General features: G+C 45.6%; 25 protein-coding genes and 1 other RNA gene. 5 read left to right on the plus strand and 21 right to left on the minus strand.

Going from position 1 to position 24,749, the window contains the following annotated elements:
* Window positions 1-165: 165 nt before the first annotated feature.
* Together ACZ5KY_RS07815 and ACZ5KY_RS07820 are read left to right on the plus strand one after the other, a co-directional pair.
* Complete coding sequence (locus tag ACZ5KY_RS07815; protein WP_464243335.1) at window positions 166-390, plus strand: MoaD/ThiS family protein; 225 nt, start codon at window positions 166-168, stop codon at window positions 388-390.
* 106 nt (window positions 391-496) lie between these two features.
* Window positions 497-2,335: an aldehyde ferredoxin oxidoreductase C-terminal domain-containing protein gene (locus ACZ5KY_RS07820; RefSeq protein WP_464243336.1), complete on the plus strand. Its 1,839-nt coding sequence runs from the start codon at window positions 497-499 to the stop codon at window positions 2,333-2,335.
* A 138-nt stretch (window positions 2,336-2,473) separates the two neighbouring features.
* Here the strand turns inward: ACZ5KY_RS07820 and ACZ5KY_RS07825 are convergent, their stop codons facing one another.
* A complete protein-coding gene (locus ACZ5KY_RS07825; RefSeq protein ID WP_464243337.1) occupies window positions 2,474-2,914 on the minus strand; it encodes an HIT domain-containing protein in 441 nt (146 codons plus the stop codon).
* 37 nt (window positions 2,915-2,951) lie between these two features.
* Window positions 2,952-3,818 carry a hypothetical protein gene (locus ACZ5KY_RS07830; protein ID WP_464243338.1) on the minus strand — a complete coding sequence of 289 codons (867 nt, stop codon included), beginning with the start codon at window positions 3,816-3,818 and terminating at the stop codon, window positions 2,952-2,954.
* Between the two features lie 281 nt (window positions 3,819-4,099).
* Between ACZ5KY_RS07830 and purB the strand changes: the two genes are divergently transcribed.
* Entirely contained in the window at window positions 4,100-5,452 is a 1,353-nt protein-coding gene (gene purB, locus ACZ5KY_RS07835; RefSeq protein ID WP_464243339.1) for an adenylosuccinate lyase, read from the plus strand.
* Window positions 5,453-5,526: 74 nt separating this feature from the next.
* On the opposite strand, the gene ACZ5KY_RS07840 is transcribed toward purB, so the two are convergent.
* From ACZ5KY_RS07840 to ssrS, 8 genes are all read right to left on the minus strand, one after another.
* The gene (locus tag ACZ5KY_RS07840; RefSeq protein ID WP_464243340.1) at window positions 5,527-6,654 is read right to left on the minus strand and encodes a sodium ion-translocating decarboxylase subunit beta; all 1,128 of its coding nucleotides are present in this window, start codon (window positions 6,652-6,654) and stop codon (window positions 5,527-5,529) included.
* 17 nt (window positions 6,655-6,671) lie between these two features.
* Window positions 6,672-7,136 carry an acyl-CoA carboxylase biotin carboxyl carrier protein subunit gene (locus ACZ5KY_RS07845; RefSeq protein WP_464243341.1) on the minus strand — a complete coding sequence of 155 codons (465 nt, stop codon included), beginning with the start codon at window positions 7,134-7,136 and terminating at the stop codon, window positions 6,672-6,674.
* Window positions 7,129-7,500, minus strand: a complete 372-nt coding sequence (locus ACZ5KY_RS07850; protein ID WP_464243342.1) for an OadG family protein — start codon at window positions 7,498-7,500, stop codon at window positions 7,129-7,131. The genes ACZ5KY_RS07845 and ACZ5KY_RS07850 overlap by 8 nt, the downstream gene beginning before the upstream one ends.
* Window positions 7,501-7,514: 14 nt before the next feature.
* The gene (locus ACZ5KY_RS07855; RefSeq protein WP_464243343.1) at window positions 7,515-9,050 is read right to left on the minus strand and encodes an acyl-CoA carboxylase subunit beta; all 1,536 of its coding nucleotides are present in this window, start codon (window positions 9,048-9,050) and stop codon (window positions 7,515-7,517) included.
* Window positions 9,051-9,161: 111 nt separating this feature from the next.
* The gene (locus tag ACZ5KY_RS07860) at window positions 9,162-9,449 is read right to left on the minus strand and encodes an antibiotic biosynthesis monooxygenase family protein (RefSeq protein ID WP_464243344.1); all 288 of its coding nucleotides are present in this window, start codon (window positions 9,447-9,449) and stop codon (window positions 9,162-9,164) included.
* Window positions 9,450-9,578: 129 nt separating this feature from the next.
* The gene (locus ACZ5KY_RS07865) at window positions 9,579-10,046 is read right to left on the minus strand and encodes a ferritin-like domain-containing protein (protein WP_464243345.1); all 468 of its coding nucleotides are present in this window, start codon (window positions 10,044-10,046) and stop codon (window positions 9,579-9,581) included.
* 78 nt (window positions 10,047-10,124) lie between these two features.
* Window positions 10,125-11,417: a TraB/GumN family protein gene (locus ACZ5KY_RS07870; protein WP_464243346.1), complete on the minus strand. Its 1,293-nt coding sequence runs from the start codon at window positions 11,415-11,417 to the stop codon at window positions 10,125-10,127.
* 30 nt (window positions 11,418-11,447) lie between these two features.
* A non-coding RNA gene (ssrS, locus tag ACZ5KY_RS07875) (6S RNA) lies at window positions 11,448-11,627 on the minus strand.
* A gap of 32 nt (window positions 11,628-11,659) precedes the next feature.
* Between ssrS and ACZ5KY_RS07880 the strand changes: the two genes are divergently transcribed.
* Both ACZ5KY_RS07880 and ACZ5KY_RS07885 read left to right on the plus strand, forming a co-directional pair.
* Window positions 11,660-12,589, plus strand: a complete 930-nt coding sequence (locus ACZ5KY_RS07880) for an EI24 domain-containing protein (RefSeq protein WP_464243347.1) — start codon at window positions 11,660-11,662, stop codon at window positions 12,587-12,589.
* 41 nt (window positions 12,590-12,630) lie between these two features.
* On the plus strand, window positions 12,631-13,575 hold the full coding sequence (locus ACZ5KY_RS07885; protein WP_464243348.1) for a class 1 fructose-bisphosphatase: 945 nt from the start codon (window positions 12,631-12,633) through the stop codon (window positions 13,573-13,575).
* A gap of 66 nt (window positions 13,576-13,641) precedes the next feature.
* On the opposite strand, the gene ACZ5KY_RS07890 is transcribed toward ACZ5KY_RS07885, so the two are convergent.
* The 11 genes from ACZ5KY_RS07890 to ftsE all read right to left on the minus strand — a co-directional run bounded on the left by ACZ5KY_RS07890 (window position 13,642) and on the right by ftsE (window position 24,716).
* The gene (locus tag ACZ5KY_RS07890) at window positions 13,642-14,211 is read right to left on the minus strand and encodes a GAF domain-containing protein (RefSeq protein WP_464243349.1); all 570 of its coding nucleotides are present in this window, start codon (window positions 14,209-14,211) and stop codon (window positions 13,642-13,644) included.
* The gene (locus ACZ5KY_RS07895) at window positions 14,208-15,071 is read right to left on the minus strand and encodes an HDOD domain-containing protein (protein WP_464243350.1); all 864 of its coding nucleotides are present in this window, start codon (window positions 15,069-15,071) and stop codon (window positions 14,208-14,210) included. Before ACZ5KY_RS07895 ends, ACZ5KY_RS07890 begins: the two co-directional genes overlap by 4 nt.
* Before the next feature lie 57 nt (window positions 15,072-15,128).
* A complete protein-coding gene (gene dxs, locus ACZ5KY_RS07900) occupies window positions 15,129-17,006 on the minus strand; it encodes a 1-deoxy-D-xylulose-5-phosphate synthase (protein WP_464243351.1) in 1,878 nt (625 codons plus the stop codon).
* 27 nt (window positions 17,007-17,033) lie between these two features.
* A complete protein-coding gene (locus tag ACZ5KY_RS07905) occupies window positions 17,034-17,918 on the minus strand; it encodes a polyprenyl synthetase family protein (RefSeq protein WP_464243352.1) in 885 nt (294 codons plus the stop codon).
* 24 nt (window positions 17,919-17,942) lie between these two features.
* Complete coding sequence (xseB, locus tag ACZ5KY_RS07910) at window positions 17,943-18,173, minus strand: exodeoxyribonuclease VII small subunit (protein ID WP_464243353.1); 231 nt, start codon at window positions 18,171-18,173, stop codon at window positions 17,943-17,945.
* Window positions 18,174-18,244: 71 nt separating this feature from the next.
* The gene (xseA, locus tag ACZ5KY_RS07915; protein ID WP_464243354.1) at window positions 18,245-19,477 is read right to left on the minus strand and encodes an exodeoxyribonuclease VII large subunit; all 1,233 of its coding nucleotides are present in this window, start codon (window positions 19,475-19,477) and stop codon (window positions 18,245-18,247) included.
* A 22-nt stretch (window positions 19,478-19,499) separates the two neighbouring features.
* Window positions 19,500-20,522, minus strand: coding sequence for a divergent polysaccharide deacetylase family protein (locus tag ACZ5KY_RS07920; protein ID WP_464243355.1), 1,023 nt, complete (start codon window positions 20,520-20,522; stop codon window positions 19,500-19,502).
* A 22-nt stretch (window positions 20,523-20,544) separates the two neighbouring features.
* Window positions 20,545-21,873 (minus strand): S41 family peptidase, encoded by a 1,329-nt coding sequence (locus ACZ5KY_RS07925; RefSeq protein WP_464243356.1) that lies wholly within the window; start codon window positions 21,871-21,873, stop codon window positions 20,545-20,547.
* 46 nt (window positions 21,874-21,919) lie between these two features.
* Window positions 21,920-23,122, minus strand: a complete 1,203-nt coding sequence (locus ACZ5KY_RS07930; RefSeq protein ID WP_464243357.1) for a murein hydrolase activator EnvC family protein — start codon at window positions 23,120-23,122, stop codon at window positions 21,920-21,922.
* Window position 23,123: 1 nt separating this feature from the next.
* On the minus strand, window positions 23,124-24,017 hold the full coding sequence (ftsX, locus tag ACZ5KY_RS07935; protein ID WP_464243358.1) for a permease-like cell division protein FtsX: 894 nt from the start codon (window positions 24,015-24,017) through the stop codon (window positions 23,124-23,126).
* A gap of 3 nt (window positions 24,018-24,020) precedes the next feature.
* The gene (gene ftsE, locus ACZ5KY_RS07940; protein WP_464243359.1) at window positions 24,021-24,716 is read right to left on the minus strand and encodes a cell division ATP-binding protein FtsE; all 696 of its coding nucleotides are present in this window, start codon (window positions 24,714-24,716) and stop codon (window positions 24,021-24,023) included.
* Window positions 24,717-24,749: the final 33 nt, after the last annotated feature.

Here is a 24,749-nt window from a genome sequence, read left to right on the forward strand (position 1 = left end):
TTTGCCCTTTATCTGATCTGTTGTTGGCTAACTTTTGTTCAAACATCACTCTTTACTTGTTTTTATCGGTACAATTGGGCAAATTATTGATTAACCATCTTTTACGACAGCATCTTTTGATAGGTAAGTGAGTCGTGATAGGCAGTAGAGAGGTATGTGAGGGAGATGACCGTTACGGTAAAATTGGTTGGCGTGTTTAGGATTGATCGATTTAAGGAACAACGTTGCACTTTGGTTGGTGGTAGTCGAGCAGCTGATGTGATTGAAACCCTTAAATTGTCACGGAGATTGTTGGGGATTATCCTAATTAATGGAACGCATGCCAGCGAGGAAGATCAGCTTCAGGATGGGGATTGTTTGACCTTGATGCCGCTCATTGAGGGCGGTTAGCTTGTGGCCGATCCAAATTGATGGCGATAACTTTTTGTCATTACAGTCCTGTACTACTTTTTAAATTGATACGTTATTTTTATGTGAGTAGGGGGAGGAGATCTTGATGGAAATGAATACTACCGATCCAGCGGCGCACCCAGAAAAGGTGCTGTATACCCGAGGTACTGTTGATTTAAGTAATGGACAACACACCATTGAAGATGTCCCTTGTCGCAACCTTGAGGACGTTCTTGGTGGTTTTGGCCGTTCGTTTCAAGATCTGGCTCAGCGTCGCATTGAGAACGCTTACTGCGATGAAAACCCACTTATTGTTAATACGGGGTTGTTGACTGGTAGCACTGCCATGACTGGGATGCGCAGCTATTTTTCCAGTTATAGTCCGATAAAAGGGTCAATAAAGGGATTACCCGCAGCGATGTGGTCGGCGGGTAGTGGTAAGTTTGGCGCTAAGTTCAAATGGACAGGGTTGGATGAACTGGTGATCGAAAACCGTTCACCTAAGCCAGTTTATGTGTTGATTAAGGAGACAGCGACAGGACCTCAGATTGAATTAAGGCCAGCGGAGCATCTGCTTGGTCTTTCCACGCATGATAAAATCATGGCATTGCATAAAACGTATGATAATGCCCATTTTGCCGCGATTGGTCAGGCTGGCGAGCATTGGGAAAATGTCTATATGGGGGCCGTGGCGCTGAGTACTGAAAATCAGTTGAAATCGGGCGAAGATAAATGCCGTTTTGCTGGCCGTGGTGGCATGGGTAGCATCATGGGCTATAAGAATGTGGTCGCTCTGGTGGCTCAGAGCGAGGATAAGATCAAGCCGGTAACTGCCGAGGTGAAAAAGGTGAACCGCAATGTTATTAAGGGAGGCGGCGCGGCGCGTTTACAGCCGATCAAGCGTGGTGGCGGTGGTGGTACTTGGGCTGCTTATGATGTCCTTCAGGCTTTCCATGCTGTACCGGTGAACAACTTTCGACCGCAGGGTAACGAACTCCCCGAAAAACTGTTTCGTGAAAATGTGGAGAAAGATTATTTTATTGAGTCCCAAGCCTGCTATCGCTGTGGCATCACCTGCCATAATAACATTTCAGAAAAAAATACTGATGGCAGTCGTGGCGAGTTTTTGGGTAAGTTCGACTATGAACCACTTAACCTGCTCGGTACTAATATCGGTATCCATGAGGCGGGGCAGGCTGCTCGTTTAATTCAACTTAGCGATAATTACGGTATGGATGCTATTTCGTTGGGGGTAACTATCTCGTATGTACTTTCCTATAACGAACGTCATAGTGATCAGCCGATCCTTAACGGGGCGCAATTTGGCGATTATGAAAAGATACGCCAACTGATTATTCAAGCTGGTGAGGGAACGTTACCTGAGGTTGGTTGCGGCTCTATGCGGCTATCGCAGCAGATGGGGGAAACGGACTATGCTTACCATGTTAAGGGGTTAGAGCTGGCAGCGTATCAGCCAGAAAGCAACCCAGGTTATGCGTGGGCGATTGCTGGTGGTCATATGTCGATGGGAACCTATGGATTGTTAACCCGTGAAGGCAAGACCGATATTGATTCGTGGGTAAAGGGGATCACCGAGGATAAATTGCATATCGTTGGTTTCGACATGATTGGGTTGTGCAAATTCTTCGATATTAATAACGGTATCGGAACCCAGATGGTGGTTGACTGCTTGCGCAGCGAGTTTGGCTTTGAGGTCGATGCGCAACTGATTCGAGCTGCTGTGCGTCGGGCTTTTCTCCTCGGCTTGGCATTGGAGTTACGTCAGGGCTATGAAAAAAATGAATTTTCCTTGCCAGCGGAGGTCCATAAAAATCCCAATACCCATATTCAGTTGCCTAATATTACTTCAGAACAATTTTTTGCTCAGTTAGAGAAGAGGGTGTGGGAAATTTTTGATCCTGAACTTGAAGGGTTGCTCGACTGATCAATTACTAAAAAGGCGCTGACTCTCACGAGTCAGCGCCTCTATTGTTCGGCACATCGAACGGTAAAAAAATAACGCAACGTTAGCAGGTTGTGTTTGAATTATTAATGTAATCGCCGCCATAAGGAAGCATGTTAATTAATTGGTGATGTGTTCACATGCTGGGCAGAAATAATCGTCTACTTTGGTGGTTAAGCGGATAATAATCGATTGAATTTCAGAGGTGGTATAGCTTTTTTTTTCTGTGTTTCCCCACACCACATTTGGCCAGCAGTAATCATCTTCATAGCGACCGACAACATGAACATGGAGTTGGCGGACAATATTGCCAATGGCAGCGGTATTCACTTTGTCGGTGTTAAATTCGCGATCGACAAAGCGACCGAGTGTGTTGATTTCATCAAATAAAATGGTCTGCTCATCTGGCTTCATGTCGAAGATTTCACATGCCTCAGTTTCAGGAACGAGGATAAACCATGGCACCAACGAGTTGTTAAATAATAATAGTTGGCTGCGACCAAATGTGCCCAGGGTTATGCAATCGTTGTCAAGTTGTTGATTAATGCTAAATGTGGTCATGGTTACGATCCTCTGTTAAACAGTTGGCTTGCGCCAGTTATTTAAATAACCCTTTGATCAAGGTGTCTGCTGTCTCTTCTAGTTCAGTGTTGCTGCCTTCAGGGAGTTCAAGGTCGTCAATGAGTTTTTTTGCTGCGCGGTTAGCTTCGACCGTGGCCGCACCCATCGCACCTGCTTTAATGCCGTCAATGCTTGCTAAGTCACCTTTGAGCATACTGGCGAGCGCTGGCGAGAGACTGCTTGAGTTTTTGGCGACGGCGTTGATCACCTCGGTGACAATAAATTCCACTAATTCAGGCATCATCATACCGCCCTGCTGTTGGCCGATATTGGTCAATTCGATGCGTGGAACGGTGAGGCTTACATCACTCAATTTCGTGCCGAGTGCCTGAATTTTAGCGCTGACGGCGATGTCGTCAAGGATCAAGCGATCAACAACAAACTTTTTAGTGCTTTGACTTGATGGGGGTGATGCGGGTGTATCAGACTGTGTTGTTGACGACGATGATTTGGATTGTGGAACATTACCGAGTAGCGCTTTGACGTTGGAACTTTGGCTACTTTGTTCAAGGCTGAGGTGGAGACCAACAAATGAGATCTCTGAAATATGGATGATATCTGACATTAATGTTTCGGTGTCAATATTCACTTTTCCTTGCTTAAGAACCATAAACAAGTTGTCGCTAAAACCTTGTGGGTTGGCGATGGAAAATCCTGACAAGCTGGTGCTGCCATTAAAAATCGAGATATCAAGGTCATCAACTGTGGTTGCAACACCTAACGCTTCGCTGCCACCAAACTCAATCGCTTTTTTGGCAATAGTATCGAGATAAAACGTTGCCGCACCAATAACCACTGTTGCAACAACGAGAATGAGTACTAAGAGTTTAATAATAATTTTCATCGTGGACTCCTGAAAAGATAAGTGGTTCAGGCCGTTTATCTTGCGTTAAAAAGCAAGGTTGACTGCCTACGTGATAAGGGTAGGCCAAAACCTGAAAGTCATTGTGTAAGATCTTTGTTAAAATAGCAGTTACTCATCTTCAGCTCAAGTAAGAACCACTAGCAGGCTGTCGGAGTGATTACCACCTTGCAGCGACTTGGGGGATGCGATATATTGCGCCAGTTAATTCATTTTGTGAAACGACCACCCTTTAAATAGGTCAACTTCAAGGAGAGAGAATAATGATTACGGCAATCAGCCCAATTGATGGGCGCTATGCGTCAAAAGTTTCTGTTTTATCCGACTGTTTTTCAGAATACGCTCTCATGCGCAACCGTGTGAAGGTCGAAGTTTTGTGGCTGTTGGAGTTGTGTGCAGAAGCTGGTATTGCTGAGTGCCGCGCGTTAAGTACCGATGAGCAAGAAACTTTGCGGGCGATTGTCGATAACTTTACCCCTGAGCAAGCTCAAATTGTTAAAGATATTGAAAGTGAAACCAATCACGATGTCAAAGCGATTGAGTATTACTTGAAGCGCCAGCTTGACACAACGTCAATGGCAGATATTACAGAATTTATCCACTTCGCATGTACCTCTGAAGATATCAACAATATGTCACATGCGTTGATGTTGAAGGATGGCTTGAGTGCTTTAGTTCCTCTTCAACAACAGATCGAGGAGCAAGTGGCTCAGTTGGCACATGATTTTCGTTCAGTATCGATGTTGGCTCGCACTCATGGACAAACGGCTTCACCGACTACGATCGGTAAAGAACTGGCGGTGTTTGTTGCCCGCTTGAAACGTCAAAGCACCTGTATTGCCACTGTTGAAATTTTAGGTAAGCTTAACGGTGCCGTGGGTAACTTCAATGCCCATTTGTCCGCATACCCCGATGTCAACTGGCCAGCATTAGCGCAACGAGTGATTGAGGATGGTCTTGGTTTGAAGCAAAACCTATTTACCACCCAAATTGAGCCGCATGATTATATGGCTGAGTTGTTTGATGCCATGGCGCGTTGGAATACCATTTTGACCGATATGAATCGCGACCTTTGGACCTACATCTCAATGGGTTATTTTGGTCAAAAGACCATTAAGGGCGAAATTGGTTCTTCTACCATGCCACATAAGGTTAACCCCATCGATTTTGAGAACTCTGAGGGCAACAGTGGTCTTGCTAATGCCATGTTTGGTCATCTAGCGACTAAGTTACCTATCTCACGTCTACAACGTGATCTGACCGATTCAACCGTATTACGTAATATGGGGGTTGGTTTTGGTTACAGTATGATCGCTTATCATTCGGTGTTGAAAGGTTTGAGTAAGTTGAAGCTGAACGAGCACAACCTTGCCGCTGATTTAGATCAGGCGTGGGAAGTGTTGGCTGAGCCAATTCAAACGGTGATGCGTAAGGCTGGTATCGAAAATCCTTATGAGAAACTCAAAGAGTTGACCCGCGGTCAGAAAATTACTCAAGAGATCATTCGTGATTTTGTTGAAGGTCTTGATCTTCCCGCTGATGACAAGAAGCGCCTGACCGAGATGACTCCTGCTAGCTATATTGGCATGGCTCCAGAGATTGCCGATCTACTGTAAACGTTCCGATAGCTAAAAAACAAAAAAAGGGCCGCTTCGTGAGAAGCGGCCCTTTTGCGTTTTTGTGAAAGAAGTTATTTAACCAATACTGTCCAAAGCACACCTGCGCTTATAGCTGAACCGATGACGCCGGCAACATTTGGAGCCATGGCATGCATGAGAAGAAAGTTGGTTGGATCCTCTTTTTGGGCAACAGTATGAACCACACGAGCTGAATCGGGTACCGCAGAAACGCCCGCAGCACCGACGAGAGGATTGATTTTATCCTTTAGGAAGAGGTTCATAAACTTAGCAAACAGAATTCCCCCTGCGGTGGCAATGCAAAATGAGATCGCACCAAGGGCAAAGATCAAAATAGATTGCGGTGTCAGGAAATGATCGGCACTGGTACTCGCGCCAACAGAAAATCCGAGTAAAATCGTAACGATGTCGATCATGGCATTACGCGCTGTATTGGCTAAACGGTCAGTAACTAAGCTCTCTTTGAGCAGATTACCGAAAAACAGCATGCCGATGAGTACCATTGAACCGGGAGCGATGAGAGCGCAGATTAAAAATGCGGCAATAGGGAAGATCACGCGCTCACGGCGGCTGACATGACGCGGCGCTTTCATGTGAATAAGCCGCTCCTTTTTGCTGGTCAATAGCATCATGATTGGCGGTTGGATCACCGGAACCAAGGCCATATAGGAATACGCAGCAATGGCAATAGAGCCAAGTAGGTGCGGAGCGAGTTTTGACGATAAGAATATCGCTGTCGGTCCGTCTGCGCCACCAATAATGCCAATAGCACCGGCTTCTTGCGAGGTAAAGCCTAGGGCTAGTGCCCCCATGAGGGTTAGGAATATCCCTACCTGAGCCGCAGCGCCAAGGAGTATCAATTTAGGGTTGGAGAGCATGGCTGAAAAATCGGTCATCGCTCCAATGCCGAGAAAAATAAGGGGTGGGAAAACACCCTGACTGACACCAAAATAGATGTATTGTAATACACTGCCGTCATCGTAAACACTGAGTGCCATCCCAGCGACAGGGGGAATATTGCCGACGAGAACACCAAAACCGATGGGTACGAGTAACAGGGGCTCGTAATCTTTGACAATCGCTAGGGTGATAAACACAATGCCGATCACAATCATTAAGGCATTGCCCCAGGTCATGCCGACAAATCCCGTACCGGCGAAGAATTGACTAAAGGTATTCATTGAGCACTCCTTCGCTGTTATTGATCCGATTCACGGCGATTATTTTCCGCTGGGCTAATGTGGATCAACTCTTGTCCTTGAGCGACACTATCACCCGCACTTACAAGTATCGCGGTAATGGTTCCGTTGACGCGGCTGTTGATCTCATTTTCCATCTTCATTGCCTCCATTTTAAATAGAGGCTGTCCCGCCTTAACGGTATCTCCAACTTTTACGTACAGGGCAAGCATGGAACCAGGGATCGGCGCGCACAGGATTCCATCGCTGTTACCACTTGGGGTGGTTGTTGGAGATGGCGATGGTGCTGAATTTGCTAAGCTGCGCGGCGGTGTTGAGTCGGCGCTGTCTCTATCTTGACTAATGGAATCAATGGTGATGCGGTAGTTGGTGCCATCCACCTCTACTTCAGCAGCCTCGGCAGTTAACTCGAGAAGATTGACTGTAATCTGCTTGTCATTAATGGTGAGTTGATATTTACGCATAAGGGCTCCTGTTGGAGAGGCTGCGCATTTTTCCCGCAGTGTGCCAAAACGATCCTGAAGAGGGGCGTTTTGCCATGGTGATACGTTGAAGATCGCCGCCACAACGTTCTAATTCAATGTGGATCGCAAGAGAGATCGCCGCCATAATTTCCGCCTCAGTTGCAGGAGCCGGAGCCGATGCTGATGTTTCGGTCCCTGTTGTTGGCGGACTTCCCTTTGCTGTCAAACGATCAAGCAGGGCAAGCATGCGTGGCAGTAGAATAATGAACAGACTGATAAGCAGTAACCCACTAAAAACAATCGCCATTCCCGTGAGGCTTATTTCATAGCCATTTCCAGCACTAATATTTTCAAACTTAAACATGATGTTATCCTACCCTATAGAGGAATATTGCCGTGCTTACGAGGCGGATTAGTATCTTGTTTGTCTGATAGCATCGTTAAAGCTTTACAGATTCGTAGCCGAGTCCGTTCAGGTAAGATGACATCGTCGATATAGCCGCGCTGTGCAGCGGCGTAAGGGGTCGCAAAGGTTTCGTTGTAGTGCGCTTCTTTTTCCTGCATGAGTTGAGGATCGTTGGCAATCTCTTTGCCATAGAGGAGTTCAACCGCTCCTTTGGCACCCATGACGGCAATTTCAGCCGATGGCCATGCGTAGTTGATATCCCCTCTTAGGTGCTTAGAACTCATGACACAGTAGGCACCGCCGTATGCTTTGCGAGTGGTAATGGTGACTTTTGGTACCGTTGCCTCAGCATAGGCGTAAAGGATTTTTGCCCCATTACGGATAATGCCGCCGTACTCTTGCACCGTTCCTGGCATAAACCCTGGAACATCGACGAGGGTAACGATGGGGATATTAAAGGCATCGCAGCAACGGACAAAACGAGCCCCTTTGATCGAAGAATTGTTATCAAGAACACCAGCCATATGATTTGGCTGATTGGCAACTAATCCGACAGCGATGCCATTAAATCGAGCAAATCCGATGATGAGGTTTTGAGCATAATCGGGCTGAATTTCAAAAAAAATCCCATCATCGGTGATGAGTTCAATGATGTGCTTCATGTCGTAGGGACGATTGCTGTCGCTAGGAATGAGGCTGTTGAGTTGAGTAATATTGCGCGTTGGTGGATCATCCGTTTCTTTGATTGGCGGTGGAACCATGTTGTTCTGTGGTAGATACGACAGCAACTGTTGTAATGCGGTGATCGCCATCCGTTCATTATCAACAGCAAGATGAGCCACGCCACTGCGCGTCGTATGAACCTCAGCACCTCCAAGTGTTTCAACATCAACATCTTCGTGGGTTACAGCTTTAACCACTTTTGGTCCGGTAAGGAACATGTAGCTTTGGTCTCGTACCATTAGGGTGAAGTCGGTTAATGCTGGACTGTACACGGCACCACCTGCGCAGGGTCCCATAATGGCAGAGAGTTGTGGAATCACCCCCGAGCACATAACGTTACGCTGGAAAATTTCAGCATAACCAGCAAGGCTTTCGATCCCCTCTTGAATACGAGCACCACCAGAATCATTTAAACCAATAATTGGCGCACCATTTTTAAGCGCCATATCCATCACTTTACAAATTTTCTCAGCATGTGTTTCAGATAGCGACCCACCAACAACAGTAAAATCTTGAGAAAAAATATAGATCAGCCGCCCGCTGATGGTGCCATAGCCAGTAATTACTCCATCACCTGGGAGGTGTTTTTGTTCCATACCGAACTGGGTGCAGCGATGTTTTTTAAAAACATCAAACTCTTCAAAACTGCCATCATCAAGTAACAGTTCGATCCGCTCACGGGCATTTAAACGGCCACTTTTATGCCGTTTTTTTTGACGGTCAATACCGCCACCTTGAAGCGCTTGTTGGCGAAGAGCCAGAAGTGTGTCGATCTTGTTCTGCATATGATTTCTCACTTTGAATGATGAATTCGGTCACTGGCATCAACTGTTACATGAAGTGATGATTGGTGATCAAATTGAGGTCATGTTAGTGCAATGAACGCGTCTGTTTTATCAGCCGTTATAGTAAATTTGATAAAGGGTTTCTGTCCCTAATATCTGATCGACTTCCATCTGAAGCGACAGCCGCTCTTGGTTGTTTAACCAATGGTTCCAGTTTTCAATTGATTTCCACGCGCTGATGACGATGCGTTCGTTTGGATTGTCAAAATTGATGAGGGTTTCACCCGAGATATAACCCGATTGGGCATGGGCTAACGAGCGCATTTTAAGTAGAAGGGGGCGGATCTCAGGTTCTTTTTCTTGTGGAACTTGGCGGATAATGATGATCTTTACAGCCATAATAGGTCTCCAGCAAGTTGTGAGTGGGTATTGTATCTCTTCTTGTGCGCTTTCGGTTAAAAATTGAGTTAAAAGGTTTTACTTTTAACAAAAAAAACCCGCTTAAAGCGGGCTTTTTCCGTTTGATATTTAGTTTGAAGCTCCGAATAGAGCGTTACGCTCTTCCATGCAGAGTTCATAGTGATGATGCGTTGAACGAGCATTGGCTAAGTAGATTTTTTTAACCGCCTCATCATCTATTTTTTCAGCCATGGCGCATAGATCACTTTCGAGCTGTGCTTCTTGTTCAATGGCGAGTTCAATCGCTTTACGCTCATCGAAGTCACCTAGTATGGCACTTTGAAGTGCTTTCCACCAAGTCGATTCGGTATCAGGAGCTGATGAAATGAATGCCTCAAAGTCGGGAATGTCATCCCCTTTGTAGATACTGAAGAACATGTGTGCATGTTGCTTCTCTTCTGTTGCAAGAATTTCAAAAGACCGCTTGGCCTTCTCATCATGCATTTTCTCAGCACCATACTTATAGTAATCCATGGCATTCTTTTCAGTTTGCATGGCTTCTTTAATGGCTTTTTGAAGATCGATTTTTTCAGTCATGTGCTTCGTTCCCTCCCGCTATAGTTACATATTGATCTGAGAGATTGTATACAACTTCGTATCGCGATGCAACTGTAATTACAGCAGATCTTTTAACCAGCCAAAGGCAACAAAGGTTCCAATTGCTGATCCCATAGATGAGAAGAAAAAGACCAGTAATACTCGGGTAACTCGGTTGCGCCACCAGCCACCTGCGGTGGCAATATCGTCAGCAACCTGTTCCATATCTTTTACTGTCGGTGGAGCAATAAAGGCTTGCACTAATCCTGTGACCATCCCTGCACCAATGGTTGGATTGAGCGAGGTGAGTGGGGCTGCTACAAATGCTGCGATGATTGTCAATGGATGTCCACAAGCGATGATCGCTCCAATGGCTGACAGGGTACCATTCGCAATAATCCATGCACTGGCGGCATCGAGAAGACGACTGCGGTCGCCAAAAAAGAAGCCAACAATGAACAGGGCAATGACAACACCTGGGATAAGCCAAGGGATCACTTTGGAAATGGTGGGTTTAGGGGGGATGATCCCCATCTCTTCAATTAGTTCTTTCGCGACCGGATTTTTCAGACAGCGCTTAATGCCTGGGATATGAGCAGCTCCGACTACTGCAAGAATCTTGTTACCTGAAGCGTTCTGAATATGGTGAGACATCCACGCATCGCGTTCATCGACAAGAGTCTCTTTTGCCGCAGGAAGTAGGTCGCCCATCTCTTCGAGCATTGATGATAAGTTATCGCTTTGGCGTAGGTTTGCGAGCTCCTGTTCATCTAGCTCTGTTTTCTCAAACATACCAGCAAATAACGTCGCTACAAGATTGAGTTTTTTCCACAATCCTGTTTTTCGCCACGCCCTTAACAGGGTAATGCGAATATTGCGATCAACTAAAGTAACCTCAATGCCGTTATCTTCCGCCGTTTTGGCCGCCGCCGCAAGTTCTTCGCCAGGCTTAACTCCAGTTTGTAGTCCCATTCTTTTTTGGAATGAGGCTAAAGCGAGGTTGGCCATTAAAAAGGGCACTTGACCCGCTTTGACAATTTGAATGATGTTGAGTTTTTCCCAGCGGTTGGGATCCTTAAGTGCTTGGTAGCGCTGTTCATCAAGTTCAACACACACACAATCAGGTTGGTGTTGTTCAATCGCTTGGGTGACTGTATCGACGGATTCGCGTGAGATATGCGCTGTGCCGATAAGGATGATTTCTCGTGAGCCGTCTTGAATATGGTGAATGTCAGATGATGAACTTTCTTGCGAAAGCTCTTCTGAAGCGGGTACGTGCTGTAAAGACATGGTGTGGACCGTTAAAGGTAAGGGGTTAATACTGGAATAGAGTGTCGGTCTTTGCTGTAATCCAAAAACGTAAAAAGGCATCGGGAAAAATCCTGATGCCTTTTTATTTGAGAGCTCTCCACGTCAACCGTGCATCTTTGGCCTCACTACGAGGGACATTAGGTGGTGTTTTCGGGAAACGCATTAGGCGTCCCTCTAAAAAGGAGGGCTTGCACACCGCATTTCGAAAAAAACTCCGGTGAAAAATTATTCCGCGTGGGCGTCAAGATGTCACCTGTTGAGCAGAGAGCAATTTACGTACATTCAGTATAGGAAAAAGCGCAATGAGTAGCAAGGAGAAAAGAGATAGATGTGATGAAATAAGTGAACACAGCGCTATGGCCTTTAGTTGGTTTCGGCTACAAACCATGCTAGAGTGCGATTTTCTTTGTGCTGTTGCACTGATGGCTGGTGTTTGGTTCTTAAAATTAGTTCTTCTACTAAGAGGTGTTGTACCAATGGTTGCTGCTCAAAAAGGTGTTCGGGGATTTATCATGGGTTTTTTTTCACTGTGGAATGCGTTCCGCTTTGTTGGTAAAAATCCCCGATTGTATAAATATATTGCTATTCCATTGATCATTAACGTTATTGTGTTCTGTGGCTCAGTCTATTGGGGCTTTGATCTTTTTGGTGACTTGGTTGGCCAGTATCTTGCTCCGTACGATACTTGGTATTGGCATATTGTTGCGGCAGCTGTGAAATTGGTAGCTGCCCTGATCACCTTGGTGGTGGTGTTTTTTACATTTACGGTCATTGGGAATCTCATTGCCGCCCCTTTTAATGATATCTTATCCGAAAAAACTGAACAGTTGTTGACTGATCAGTTGAATGATGAACCATTTTCATTGCGCCAGATTGGTGTGGATTTATGGCGAGTTATGAAAGACGAAATTCGTAAAATGTCGATTTTCATTTTGTTGATGATCTTAATCCTTGGTTTTAATCTCTTACCTGGAATTGGTTCGGCGATATATGCCGCGTGTTCGGTGGTGTTAACCGTGTTCTTTTTGATTGTTGAATATACGGGATATATATATAGTCGCAAGCATCTTGGCTTTAAGGAGCAACGTCAGTTTATTTTTGCGCATAAGATGAGTACTCTTGGCTTTGGTCTTGCGGTGATGTGTATGCTTTTCATCCCGTTTGTCCAATTTTTAACAATTCCGTTGGCGGTTGTTGCCGCCACGCAGATCTGCTGTAGCGATCAATGTTAATGTAACGAATTTTTTCGTATTTATATTAGGGAGATTATTTTATGGGCGAGGCTGGATCAACTAAATTCCAAACGGATTTACGTCGTCATTTACGTCAACGTGGTGTTGATAGAAACTTAATCAGGATTATCTGTGAAATTTCTGAAGCGTCGAAATATATCATCAACTCCATCCGTACTGGAGATCTTGGCGTTGCGGGTACTTCAAACCTTTATGGTGAGGAGCAGTTAGCACTTGATGTTTTATCTGACCGAATTTTGCAGAAGAGGCTAAAAAACTCTGGTGTGTGTGCCAGTATGGTTTCTGAAGAAAATAACGATATTATTCGCTTTGAGTGTGATGGCGATGATTGTTACTCCGTGGCGTATGATCCTCTCGATGGTTCGTCTCTGGTCGATGTCAATTTAGCCGTTGGAACCATTATCTCAATCTATAAAGGGGATAATGTGCTCTTGAAAGGGCGTGAGCAGGTTGCAGCCATGTATGTTTTGTACGGGCCACGGACGACGCTTGTATATTCTACTGGTGATGGTGTTCATGAATTCGGTATGAACCAATTAATGGAATACACCCTTGTTCAAGAAGATGTCACCATTGATGGTGTCGGGGGAATTTACTCTCCTGGCGGGCAACGCAATCTCTACACCTCTGGAACTGAAAAGTATGTTTTGAGCTTAGAGGCAAGTGGACACAAACTTCGTTACAGTGGCGGTTTTGTTCCCGATATTAATCAAATATTGATGAAGGGGCGTGGTATTTTTATGTACCCACACCTCAAAGGTCGGCCACATGGGAAATTACGTTTGCTCTATGAGTTGAATCCGATGGCTTTCCTTGTTGAGCAAGCAGGTGGCGCGGCATCAAATGGATCGATGCCGATTCTCGATATTGAGCCTGAAGGCATCGACATGTGCGCTCCCGTTTTTATTGGTTGTTGCGAGGATGTTGCAACGGCAGAAAAGTTTATTGCTGAGGAATCAGCATAAGAGAACGTGCGTGTTGGATAACGTAAAAAAAAGGTTCGGTTGCCAATGGCGACCGAACCTTTTTTGTTATTTAAGTTGTTTTTTAAGACGGCAAATTGTTAATTGCTGACTTAGAAATGTAGAAAATATCTGCATCAAACGGTAACCCCACGAGTTGAAATGCGCTCGATTGCTGTGGCTAATGGTGATGACGCCAGCCAATTCATTTTTTATTTTGATCGGGACACTGATGATCGACTTCTCATGGTCTGTACATTGATATTCATCGCCTAAAGTACAGCAGTCATCGCAATGTTGCATCGATTGTTCTGCAATCGTGTTTTTTATAAAGAGAAATTCGTTTTGTGTTGCGGCACGTTGGTGAATTGTTCCATTCGAATCAATTGCTATAAGGTCTTGTGTTGCTGTTGGTAGCGTTTGTTTGGTTTGATCACTTGGCCAAACATAAATCGTGCAACTGGTTGCTTTGTAGGATTGATAGAGGATTTGCAGCGCTTCTCGCATAATCTGTTGTTCATCAAGGATGTCGGCGCGCAGGTCACCAAGTTGCTGTAGCGTTGATAATGATTCGAGTAGATCATCAAAAGTGTCGGACAAATTGATGACCGTAGAAGAGAGTGTTAGATCTTGGCTCATGAGTTCCCCCCTCCGTTAGTAATAAGCTGAGAAAGTTCGTGTAGACCCTCAAGTTTTTCCTCAATATCCGAAATTACTTTCTGGACATGATCCATGCTAATGAATTCGTCATTGATGCTTAGATCTTTCAATGGATCATTTTGGTTGCGATAGAGATTATCTGATATTTGCGAACTCAGCCACACAAGGTGAACGAGCGGAGCATTTACATCTAAGTCAATATTGATATCGAGGCTTGACATTGCCTGAATAATCTCCTCAGGCAGATCCCAGCTTTGCGCTAACGTTGCTGAGGCTTGATGATGATTGATGGAAAGTTCATCACGAAGAAGCTCTGAAAGGGCAATCTTTTTATTTTGTTTAGAAAAAACAGTTTCCATCTGTTCTGGAAAACAATGAACCAGAGCTTGAATACCGATATTATGAATTAGTCCCGTTGTGTAGGCGGTGGCGGGGGCAGGCTTAACACGAATACGCAAAAAATGGGAAAGGCCCTGGGCAATGCTTGCCGTTGTAACCGCATTAAACCAGTAACGCTCAGCATCAAAACCAGCACTCTTTTGAATATTAAATGAACTCGTCAGAGCCATTGCGAGAGCTAAGCTGCGGGTGATTCCTAGGCCTAGAACACGAATAATTGCCTCACGTACGGTGGAGATCTCACCTCGTTGGCCATAGTAGGCGGAATTAGCACAACGTAAAATACGTGCCGTGATCGCAGGACTTTTATTGATAATACTGACCAGATCAATAAGATCAACTTGGTCGTCAGCAACAATGCGAATGATTTCGCGCGACAGTCCGCTCGGTGGCGGGAGCTGTTTAATTTTTCGAATACTATCAATAATATGATTGTGCACTGACGATCACCTGTTTGTTTAATGAGTTATGGATAAAACTACATATTAGTTCATGTATCAAATTTTAGATAAAAAGTCTCTTATTTTATTGGTGACACCTACGACATCAAGTCCATAAATCTGACGCAGTTCCTCTTGTGTCCCCTGTTCAATAAACTGATCGGGCAGGCCAAGGCGTAGTATTTTAGGGTATACGAAATGTTGTTCGCATAGCTCCATCACTGCCGAGCCAAAACCACCAGCGAGTACGTTTTCCTCAATGGTGATGAGGCAAGGTGTGGTTTGTGCTGCGTCAAGTAAGTGTTTTTCGTCTAAAGGTTTGAGGAACCGTGAATCAATAACGCAGACCTCTATCTTCTCTTTCGCTAGTAATTCGGCAGCTTCAAGGGCGGTCTGAACGCAGGTTCCTAGTGCGATGATTGTTGCGTGCTCACCTTGTCGCAGCAGCTCACATTCGCCAATGTTAAATGGTTCAACTGTGTTCGAATCAAGAGTCCCTAAAGCGTTACCACGCGGATAGCGGTAGACAAAGGGGCCATCGTGCATTGTCGCTGTTAACATGGCTCGTTTAAGTTCCACTTCATCACGGGGAACTGTTACGGTGATGTTCGGAATATGGCGTAGGTAAGACAGATCGAATACGCCGTGATGAGTTGGGCCGTCGGCGCCCACCAGTCCTCCACGGTCCAGAGCAAAAGTTACAGGCAGATTTTGTAGACAAACATCATGGAGCATGTTGTCGTATGCGCGCTGGAGAAATGTTGAATAGATAGCAACCACAGGGCGCATTCCTTCGCAGGCCATCCCCGCAGCCATGGTTACCGCATGCTGTTCAGCTATGCCGACATCAAAGAAACGCTCAGGAAATTGTTCCGCAAATGGCAGCAGTCCTGTTCCCGAACTCATCGCTGCTGTAATGGCAGAAACCCGTTGGTCTTCTTTCGCTAACTGACACAAGTATTCACCAAAAATCGAGGTATAACTGCGTGTCTTAACTGTTGGTGCATTAACAATACCTGTCTCTTTATTGAATGGGCCAACACCGTGAAACAACGAGGCATTGTCTTCTGCGGGTTGATAGCCTTTCCCTTTTTTAGTGATGACATGAATAAGAGATGGTCCTTGGAGGTGAGAAACATTTTTGAGTGTCTCAATCAATTCCTCCATGTTGTGGCCATCAATAGGGCCAACATATTCAATCCCGAATGCCTCAAATAACATTCCTGGGGTAACGAATGCCTTAAATGAATCTTCGGTACGCCGTGCTAACTGGATGAGGTCTTTTCCAAAGAGCGGTACGCTGTTAAGGAAATTTTCTGTCTCTTTTTTAAAGCGGACAAAGAACCGCGATGTCATTTTTCGACTTAAAAATGACGATAATGCACCGACATTGGGTGAGATTGACATTTCATTGTCGTTTAGAATGATAATCATATCGCGATCAAGGTGACCAGCGTGATTCAGCGCCTCAAAAGCCATTCCTGCCGTGAGCGAGCCATCACCAATTACCGCAACCACTTTATTGCTTAATCCTGAGTTGTCGCGGCCAATAGCCATACCCATTGCCGCCGAGATTGAGGTGCTTGAGTGGCCGACATCAAAACAATCGTGTGGGCTTTCTTGGCGTTTTGGAAAACCGCTGATCCCGTTAAGCTGGCGCAGGGTGTCAAAGGTGTCGAGGCGGCCCGTAAGCAGTTTGTGGGCATAAGCTTGATGACCAACATCCCAAATGATTTTATCTTTTGGGCTATTCAAAACGGTATGCAACGCGAGGGTCAGCTCAACAATTCCTAACGAACTGGCTAGGTGACCGCCTGTTTGCGAGACTGTATCAATGATTTTTTCGCGTAACTCTTCTGCCAGCTGTTTTAGTTCAGCTTGGGAAAAGTCTTTTAAGTCTGAAGTGGATTCAAGGTTCTCAAGCAATGTACTCATGGTTCAGGTTCTACTTTCTCAGCCGTATTATGTTGAACGGTTGATAATATATTCCGAAATCTGTCGCAGCGGTTCTGCCTTTGCGCCGTAGCTGGACAGAATGTTCAGTGCCTGTTGATGTAACTCTTCCATTCTTTTCTGTGAAACTTCAAGTCCTAAAACTGCAGGGTAGGTCGCCTTACCGCGTTGCTGGTCGCTGCCGATATCTTTTCCTAGCTGATCTTGATCACCAATGATATCGAGAATGTCGTCAGCAATTTGAAACGCTAATCCTGCAGCTTTACCGAAGCAAGTGAGATCTTCAAATGTTTTTCGATCGGCACCACCCAGCAAGGCCCCACATTGAATTGCGGCGAGGATCAGCGCGCCTGTTTTGTGGCGATGAATATAATCAACGGTTTCAAGGTTTGGTGTTTGCCCCTCGGCCTCCATATCAACAATCTGGCCGCCGACCATTCCAGCGGCACCTGCGGCCTGAGCTATAATTTCGAGTACGCGCTGTTGTGTTGTCATGTCAATGGCTGGGTTGGGTTTTGCCAAGGTGATGAAGGCTTGAGTGAGAAGGGCATCACCAGCTAAAATTGCTGTGGCTTCTCCGTAGACCTTGTGGTTTGTTGGCAGCCCACGGCGAAAATCATCGTCATCCATAGCAGGTAAATCGTCATGAATAAGTGAGTAGGTATGGATCATCTCCATTGCACATGCCGCAGGGATTACATGTTTAATATTTCCGCCAACTGCTTCGCAACTAGCGGCCATCAAGATAGGCCGTATCCGTTTTCCTCCAGCAAAAACAGAATAGTGCATCGCTTCGTGAAGCTGCGAAGGACGTTGTTCTTTTGCTGGTAGCAGGTATGAAAGCGCACCGTCAATCTGGTGGCAAATCTGTTCCATATAGTGCTTGAGTTCCATTCGTGTTCCTACGTGTGCGTTAGTTTAATCGGTGAGGTTGAGTGGCTCAGTTGTGAGCTGATTGCGGTGGTCATTCATCAGTTTTTCCACCTTGGTCTCAATATTCTGCAACGATTTTTGACAGCGTTGTGCACTTTTAACTCCGGTTTCAAAGAGTTGAAAAGCATCATCGATAGGAAGATCTTCTTGTTCTAGTCGTCGAACACATTCCTCTAAGGTTTCTAGGGAGTTTTCGAACGGAATTGCTTTAGCCATTTAGTTTTCTCTCTATTGTAAACTTAATCAAAAATGTAAGCGGTTAATTATCGCGACATCTGCTGATAGAGTCAAGGCTGTTCGTGCTCTGATGCTTCAAACTGTGGTTGACTCGTAACGGTTGCAGCGATACGGCCATCGCTGAAGCGTAGAGTGATTGAATCACCCCGTTGTAATTGCTTGACTCGGCTGATCATTTTTTTTGGCTGCCCGGTTAGCGATACCGTCGTGAATCCACGCTCTAGCGTATTGAGTGGCGATAAAATATCCAACTGGCTCGTCAAACGTAGCAGCTGTTGTCGACCTGAAGTGGTGTGGCGTTCAAAGGCGGTTAGCAGCCGTTGACGCAGTGCTAAGGTGCGTTGCTTTTTCAGTTGATGGAGCTGGGCTGGGGAGCGTAATTGATCGACGAGGCTTTGGGTTTTATCTTGAGCTCGTACTAAGCGTTGCCGCAAAGAGGAGTGAAGTCGAATACTGAGTTGATCGATCTGTTGTTCAAGGTCGTGGCGATTCTTAACAACAAGTTCTGCTGCGGCACTGGGTGTTGGTGCCCGGTGGTCGGCAACAAAATCGGCAATCGTGAAGTCTGTTTCGTGACCGACTGCAGAAATAACTGGAATATTTGAGGCGTAGATTGCTCGAGCGACCTGGTCAGTATTGAAGGCTTGAAGGTCTTCAAGCGAGCCGCCACCTCGACCAACAATCAGAACGTCTGCTTGCTGGTGCTGGTTGAATTCTGTAATGGCGGTGGCAACATCTCTTGCCGCTTGATCTCCCTGAACGAGTACTGGTCGTAAGATGATGCGGATTCCTGCCGCACGGCGGGTGAGCACATTCATGATGTCATGGATGGCAGCACCTGTGGCCGATGTCACAACACCTACAGTTCGAGGAAAAGGGGGGAGTGTTTGCTTGTTCCCCTCATGGAAGAGCCCTTCGGTCTCGAGATCTTTTTTAAGTTGTTCATAGGCGAGTTGAAGCCCGCCAAGTCCCTCAACTTCCATGCTGTCGCCAATAAATTGAACATCACCTCGTTGACCATAGAGTGAAACACGGCCTTGGCAGATCACTTGTTGGCCATTTTCGGGACGAAAAGAAATGCGGCGATTACTGGTGCGAAACATCGCGCAGCGTAGTTGGCTACGGCTATCCTTGAGGGTGAAATACCAATGACCTGAAGCGGGAATCGATAGGTTAGAGATCTCACCACGCAGCCACACGTTGGCAAAATTATCCTCAAGTGTATCCTTGATTAACTCCGTCAAGGTAGAGACGGTTATGATACTTGGTATCGATGGGGTCATTGTGATCCTAGATTTGTCAATTTTAGTCTACGAGTTGCGCCAGAGCGACAATCTCAATATTCAGTAAATCGATCTGCTGAGCAAACAGCTCTAAAGCGAGAATTGTTTCAGGATAGGGGTGGCAGATACCAATAGCGTGGCCATTTTTTTTGGCTAGCGCGACAAGACCTTCAAGCTGAGCGCTAATTTTTTCGACCTCTCGTTCATTATCAAGAAACCGGTCACGTATGGTTGTGGGTACACCGAGGCGCTTCGCCTCTTGATGGGCTACCGAGTCTGAAATGGTTAGGCTATCGACAAAAAACAGATGAGATTTCCCCATTTCGGTCAACACTAGATCCATTTTATCGCTATGGCGGGTAAACTCCGACCCCATATGATTGTTTCCACCCGTGGCATACGGGATTAGTTCGATAAGGTGTTGGGTGTTGGCGATGATCTCTTCATCTGTTTGAGAGATAAATAGCCCTAATGGGCCAGGATTATTCTTTGGATAGCTGACTGGTTCCATCGGCATATGAATAAGGATTTCACGTTGTTTTTCGTGAGCGAACCTCATCAAATCTGTTGCATGTTGCTCGCCAGGGATAATGGCAACTGAAATAGGGATGTCGAGATTGATCGCAGCAATTCCTCGTTTAAGGTTTATCCCCAAATCATCCATCAAAATTGCAACTTTTACCCGTTCCTTGACTGTTTGCGGAATCGGGAGTTCGGGTCCGAGTACTGGATCGGTGATCGCTGGTACTGTGCTTGTGTCAGCAGGTGGTGGTGGCATACGCTCAGTGACAGGTGGTGCGATTGGGGCTGATGTTGGCCAACTGACAACGATGAATAACCCTGCCGTGACAACCAGTGCTAAAAAGGAGAGCGCTAATAGTGCTTTAATTCTCTGCGCTTGAACCTCCTTTGGCGTTATTTTTTTCTTTTTAGTTACTTTTTTTAACCAACCCTTTAGTCCACTTTTAGCTGGAACCTTTTTGCCATCGTTTTTAGCTGGAGCCTTTGAGGTTGTTGATTTTTCTGGTGTTGATTTTTTAACCATGTGTATATTTTCACTTCTACCCTTAGGGTTTTGTCGCAACGGTCAACTCTTTGAGTTGTTGCCATCCGCGTAGCAGGTCTAAGGCGCGGAGCAATTGATAGTCAGATTCTGGTGTGTGTGGTGTGACAGGTGTTTCTGTCGCGGTTGCACTGCTATTATCTGGTGTTTCAAAATGATTGTCGAGGTCTTGTTCACGAATTTGTGTTTTTTGTGAGTCGCTCCAGACAGCTTGTTCAACGTGAATATCAGGAGTGATGCCTCGTGCTTGGATTGAAGTACCATTTGGTGTGAAATAGCGTGCAGTGGTTAAGCGTAGCCCCGACTTGTCGCTTAATTCAATCAAGCTTTGAACGGAACCCTTACCGAAGCTTTGAGTTCCCATAACAAGAGCTCGTTTTTGATCTTGAAGTGCGCCGGCAACAATTTCAGCAGCACTCGCACTGCCACCGTTAACCAGAATAACTATAGGATAATGGCTTTGTTCTTCCCCCGCGATGTTTGTTGCGCGATAGGTTTCATTCTCTTGCTCATTTCGTCCACGTGTTGAAACGATTTCACCTGTCTCGAGAAAAAGGTCAGCAACCTTAATGGCTTGATCGAGCAGCCCTCCAGGGTTGTTACGCATGTCAAGTACCAAGCCAGAGAGCGAACCACCGCTACTAAAGTTGAGTGCTTGTAGGGCTTGACGCAATTCATAATCAGATTTTTGTTGAAACTGAGAAAGACGAATATAGCCTATTCCTGCACCATGATAGTGGTGTTTAACGCTTTCAATCGCAATCATTTCACGAGTAAGGGTGAATTTCAGCGGTGCTGATTGATTGCCGCGCATAATGCCGAGGGTGATTTGAGTCCCTTTTTCGCCGCGCATCATCTTAACGGCATCTATCGTGGTCATATCTTTAATAAATCGACCATCAATTTTGATGATTTTATCACCCGCTTGAATGCCAGCACGGTCAGCAGGAGTATCTGCGATGGGGGCGATAATGGTAATGAGATTATCTTTAACGGTTATTTCGATCCCTAAGCCACTAAATTGCCCTTTGGTTTCAATCTCAAGTTCGGCAAACATCTCAGCAGTAAGATACTCAGAATGGGGGTCTAGTTCTGACAACATCCCTTTCATCGCTCCTTGAACCAAGGTTTTCATGTCAACAGTTTCGACATAGTTGCTCTGAATCAGATACAGGGCGTCGCTGAAAAGGTCGAGTTGCTCATAATCGCTCTGAGGTTTTGATGTTGCCGCCGCAGTGCACATTGATGTGAAATAGAGTGTACATGTCAAAATAAGAACGATGAATGGTATGTTTTTTTTTGTGGTCTTTATTGCTGGGGGAAGTGTGAGCATTAGCCCCTCCATTGCTGTTATTGATCTTTTTGTCTCAGTGGTTTCTTTAACGTGCTCGCGCTGTTAACCACTTGCGTGGGTCGACAGGGGTTCCGCCATGACGAATTTCAAGGTAGTAACTGTCGCGGCCCTCAAATCCCGATGTGGTAATGACTTCACCTTGGTCTACAACAGTACCAACCGCTAGGGTAAGATGGGAAGCCTGCGCATAGAGGCTATAGTATTGGTTGCCGTGATCAATGATAATGAGGTTACCATAGCCTTTAAATGGTGATGAAAATGCGATGCGACCAGGCCAAATAGCCTTGATGCGTGTCCCCGGAACAGCCGTGATGACGAGGCCATTACTTTTGATTTGTGAACCAAAGCTTTTATCTTTTTGAGTGCCAAAATTAGCACGTACTGCCCCAGATGATGGCCAAGGGATAGTGCCTTTTCCTGAAAGAAAACTGCGACTATTTATTGACGGCGTATAGGCTAGGGCTTGCTTTTTTTTCATCGACTGGATGAGTTCAGACATGCGTGCCGAACGGTCTTCAAGCTCAGCCAGAAGACTACTAAGCGATGTCGTGTCACGACGTATGGTCGATATGAGCTGTTTGCGTTGGTTTCGGTTTTGAACGAGCTGCTTTTTTTTGTCTTTTTGTTGTTGAAAGGTCTGTTGTTGTTGAGCGATCTGTTGCTCTAAATCATCTTGGGCTCGATGTAGTTGAGACATCCGTTGCCGATAACTACTTAGCAGGTCTTTATCATGGCTCGAAATACGGCTGAGAAAGTTCAAGTTTTCAGCCAATTCTAACGGAGTTTCGGTTGAAAATACAAGACGCAGTGAGCTGATCTCACCACTGGTATAAAGGGCTTTAAGTCGTTTCTCGACACTTTTTTGTGAGCGGGCTAAAATCGTCTGGTAGCGGATGATTTTCCCCTTCAGCTCTTTAATCTTTTTGCGAGAATCTTCAACGGTTGTTGCGGCTGAATTGAGTGCTGCATTGTTACTTGATATTTGGTTGTCGAGGTGTTCGAGTTGTTGCAATGCTGAACGTTCCGCTTGTTTTTTCTTTTTGAGTTGGCCTGCGGTATCGGTTATTTGCTTTTTTACCTGCTGTAATGATCCGCGTTGATCATCTAGATCGTTAGCTAACGCGGGGTGACTCAATATGAAGCTAGCAAATAATAGTGCCAGAGCTAGCCATGCTTTCTTCGCTGAATTTCGCGAAATATAGACTGTTTTTAGTGTTGGAAAGTGCATGCTAAATCCGCACAAATTTTCGTAAGGGTAATAGGCTACCAATAAAGCCGAGCAATAATCCGAGAACGATGATTCCCCCTTGATAATGGATGGGTAAAAAATGGACGTTCTCAGCGGCGGTGGTTGTTAACAGCGCTGCGAGTCCTTTTTTAAGGAAAAAGTAATACAGGACGTGGCAGCCACCGAGGGCAAGTAGGGCCCCAACCACACCTTGGCAGGCACCTTCAGCCATAAATGGGGCTTTGATAAACATCGGTGTTGCGCCAATGAGTCCCATAATCTCTAATTCATCACGGCGGGCATAGATGGTTAGTTTGATGGTGTTGGAGATGATAAATAGGGTCGCAAAAATGAGAAAGCCGCCCGCCATTGTACCTGTAAGTCGCAACAGAAAGATAAATGCATCGTAGCGATCCAGCCATTCTTGACCATAGCGAAAGTTATGAAAGTCTTTGTTGTTTCTTAGTAGCTCAATTAAGCGCTCCGTTCCTGCTCGCGAACGGGCGATCTCCTCTAGGCTAATTTCAAGCGCAGCGGGAAGAATCTCAGGCATCAACCCTTCAAGAAGGTCAGCATTTTGTCCTAATCGTTTATGGAAACGATCGAAGGCTTGTTGTTGAGAGACATAGCGCACATGCTCAATGTCAGGGTATTGCTGAATTTCATCCATCCATTGTTGGAGTTTGTCGTCGCTGGGAACATTGTCCAGATAAACGATGACTTGAATATCTTGACTCCATTCTCGTGTCAAATTCTGAATGTTGAGGACAATAAGGGTAAAGAATGCGAGTAGCATTAAGGCGATGGCCACGGTGCCAATGGTTGCACTGCACAGAAGTGGGCTTTGGCGCATGCTGAATAGGGTACGTTGAATGAAATAACGGAACCGTTCCATGAATTAAAGTCCTTCTTCTCTGGCAGCTATTTCAGGTGGAGCGCTATCGGAGACGATATTGCCATTGTGAAGTACAATGGTGCGCCGAGGAAAGCGTTGCAGCATCTCCTTATCATGGGTTGCAATCAAAACTGTTGTTCCAGATTCGTTGATGCGGTTAAACATCTCCATAATTTCGACAGTTAAATCGTGATCGAGATTTCCTGTTGGCTCATCGGCAAGGAGTAAACGAGGGTTTACCACCATCGCTCGGGCAATGGCTACCCGTTGTTGTTCTCCTCCGGAAAGTTCAAGGGGTTTTCGTTGCAGTTTGTACTCAAGGCCGACATATTGAAGTACTTGATAAACTCGGGTACTGATCTCTTGTCGTGATGCTGCTTGCACCTGTAACGGCAGGGCGACATTTTCAAAAACGGTTCGACTATTGAGAAGCTTAAAGTCTTGGAAAACAAAGCCAATATCGCGGCGCAATAGGGCAATATTGTGTGATTTAAGGCGAGTGGTGTTACGGTCACCCATTAAAATCTGCCCGCGTGAAGGTTTTTCTGCACAGTACAGCAGCCGCAATAGGGTTGATTTTCCTGCGCCAGAGGAACCTGTGACATAGACAAAATCACCCGAAGGGATTTTCAAGCTAACGTCATGCAGGGCAGGGGCTCCATTTTTGTAGATTTTTCCAACATTAAAGAGCTGGATCATTGTATCGCTTCTCCGCATGTGAGTCGTAGTATT

The sequence above is a fragment of the Desulfuromonas svalbardensis genome (assembly GCF_055389415.1).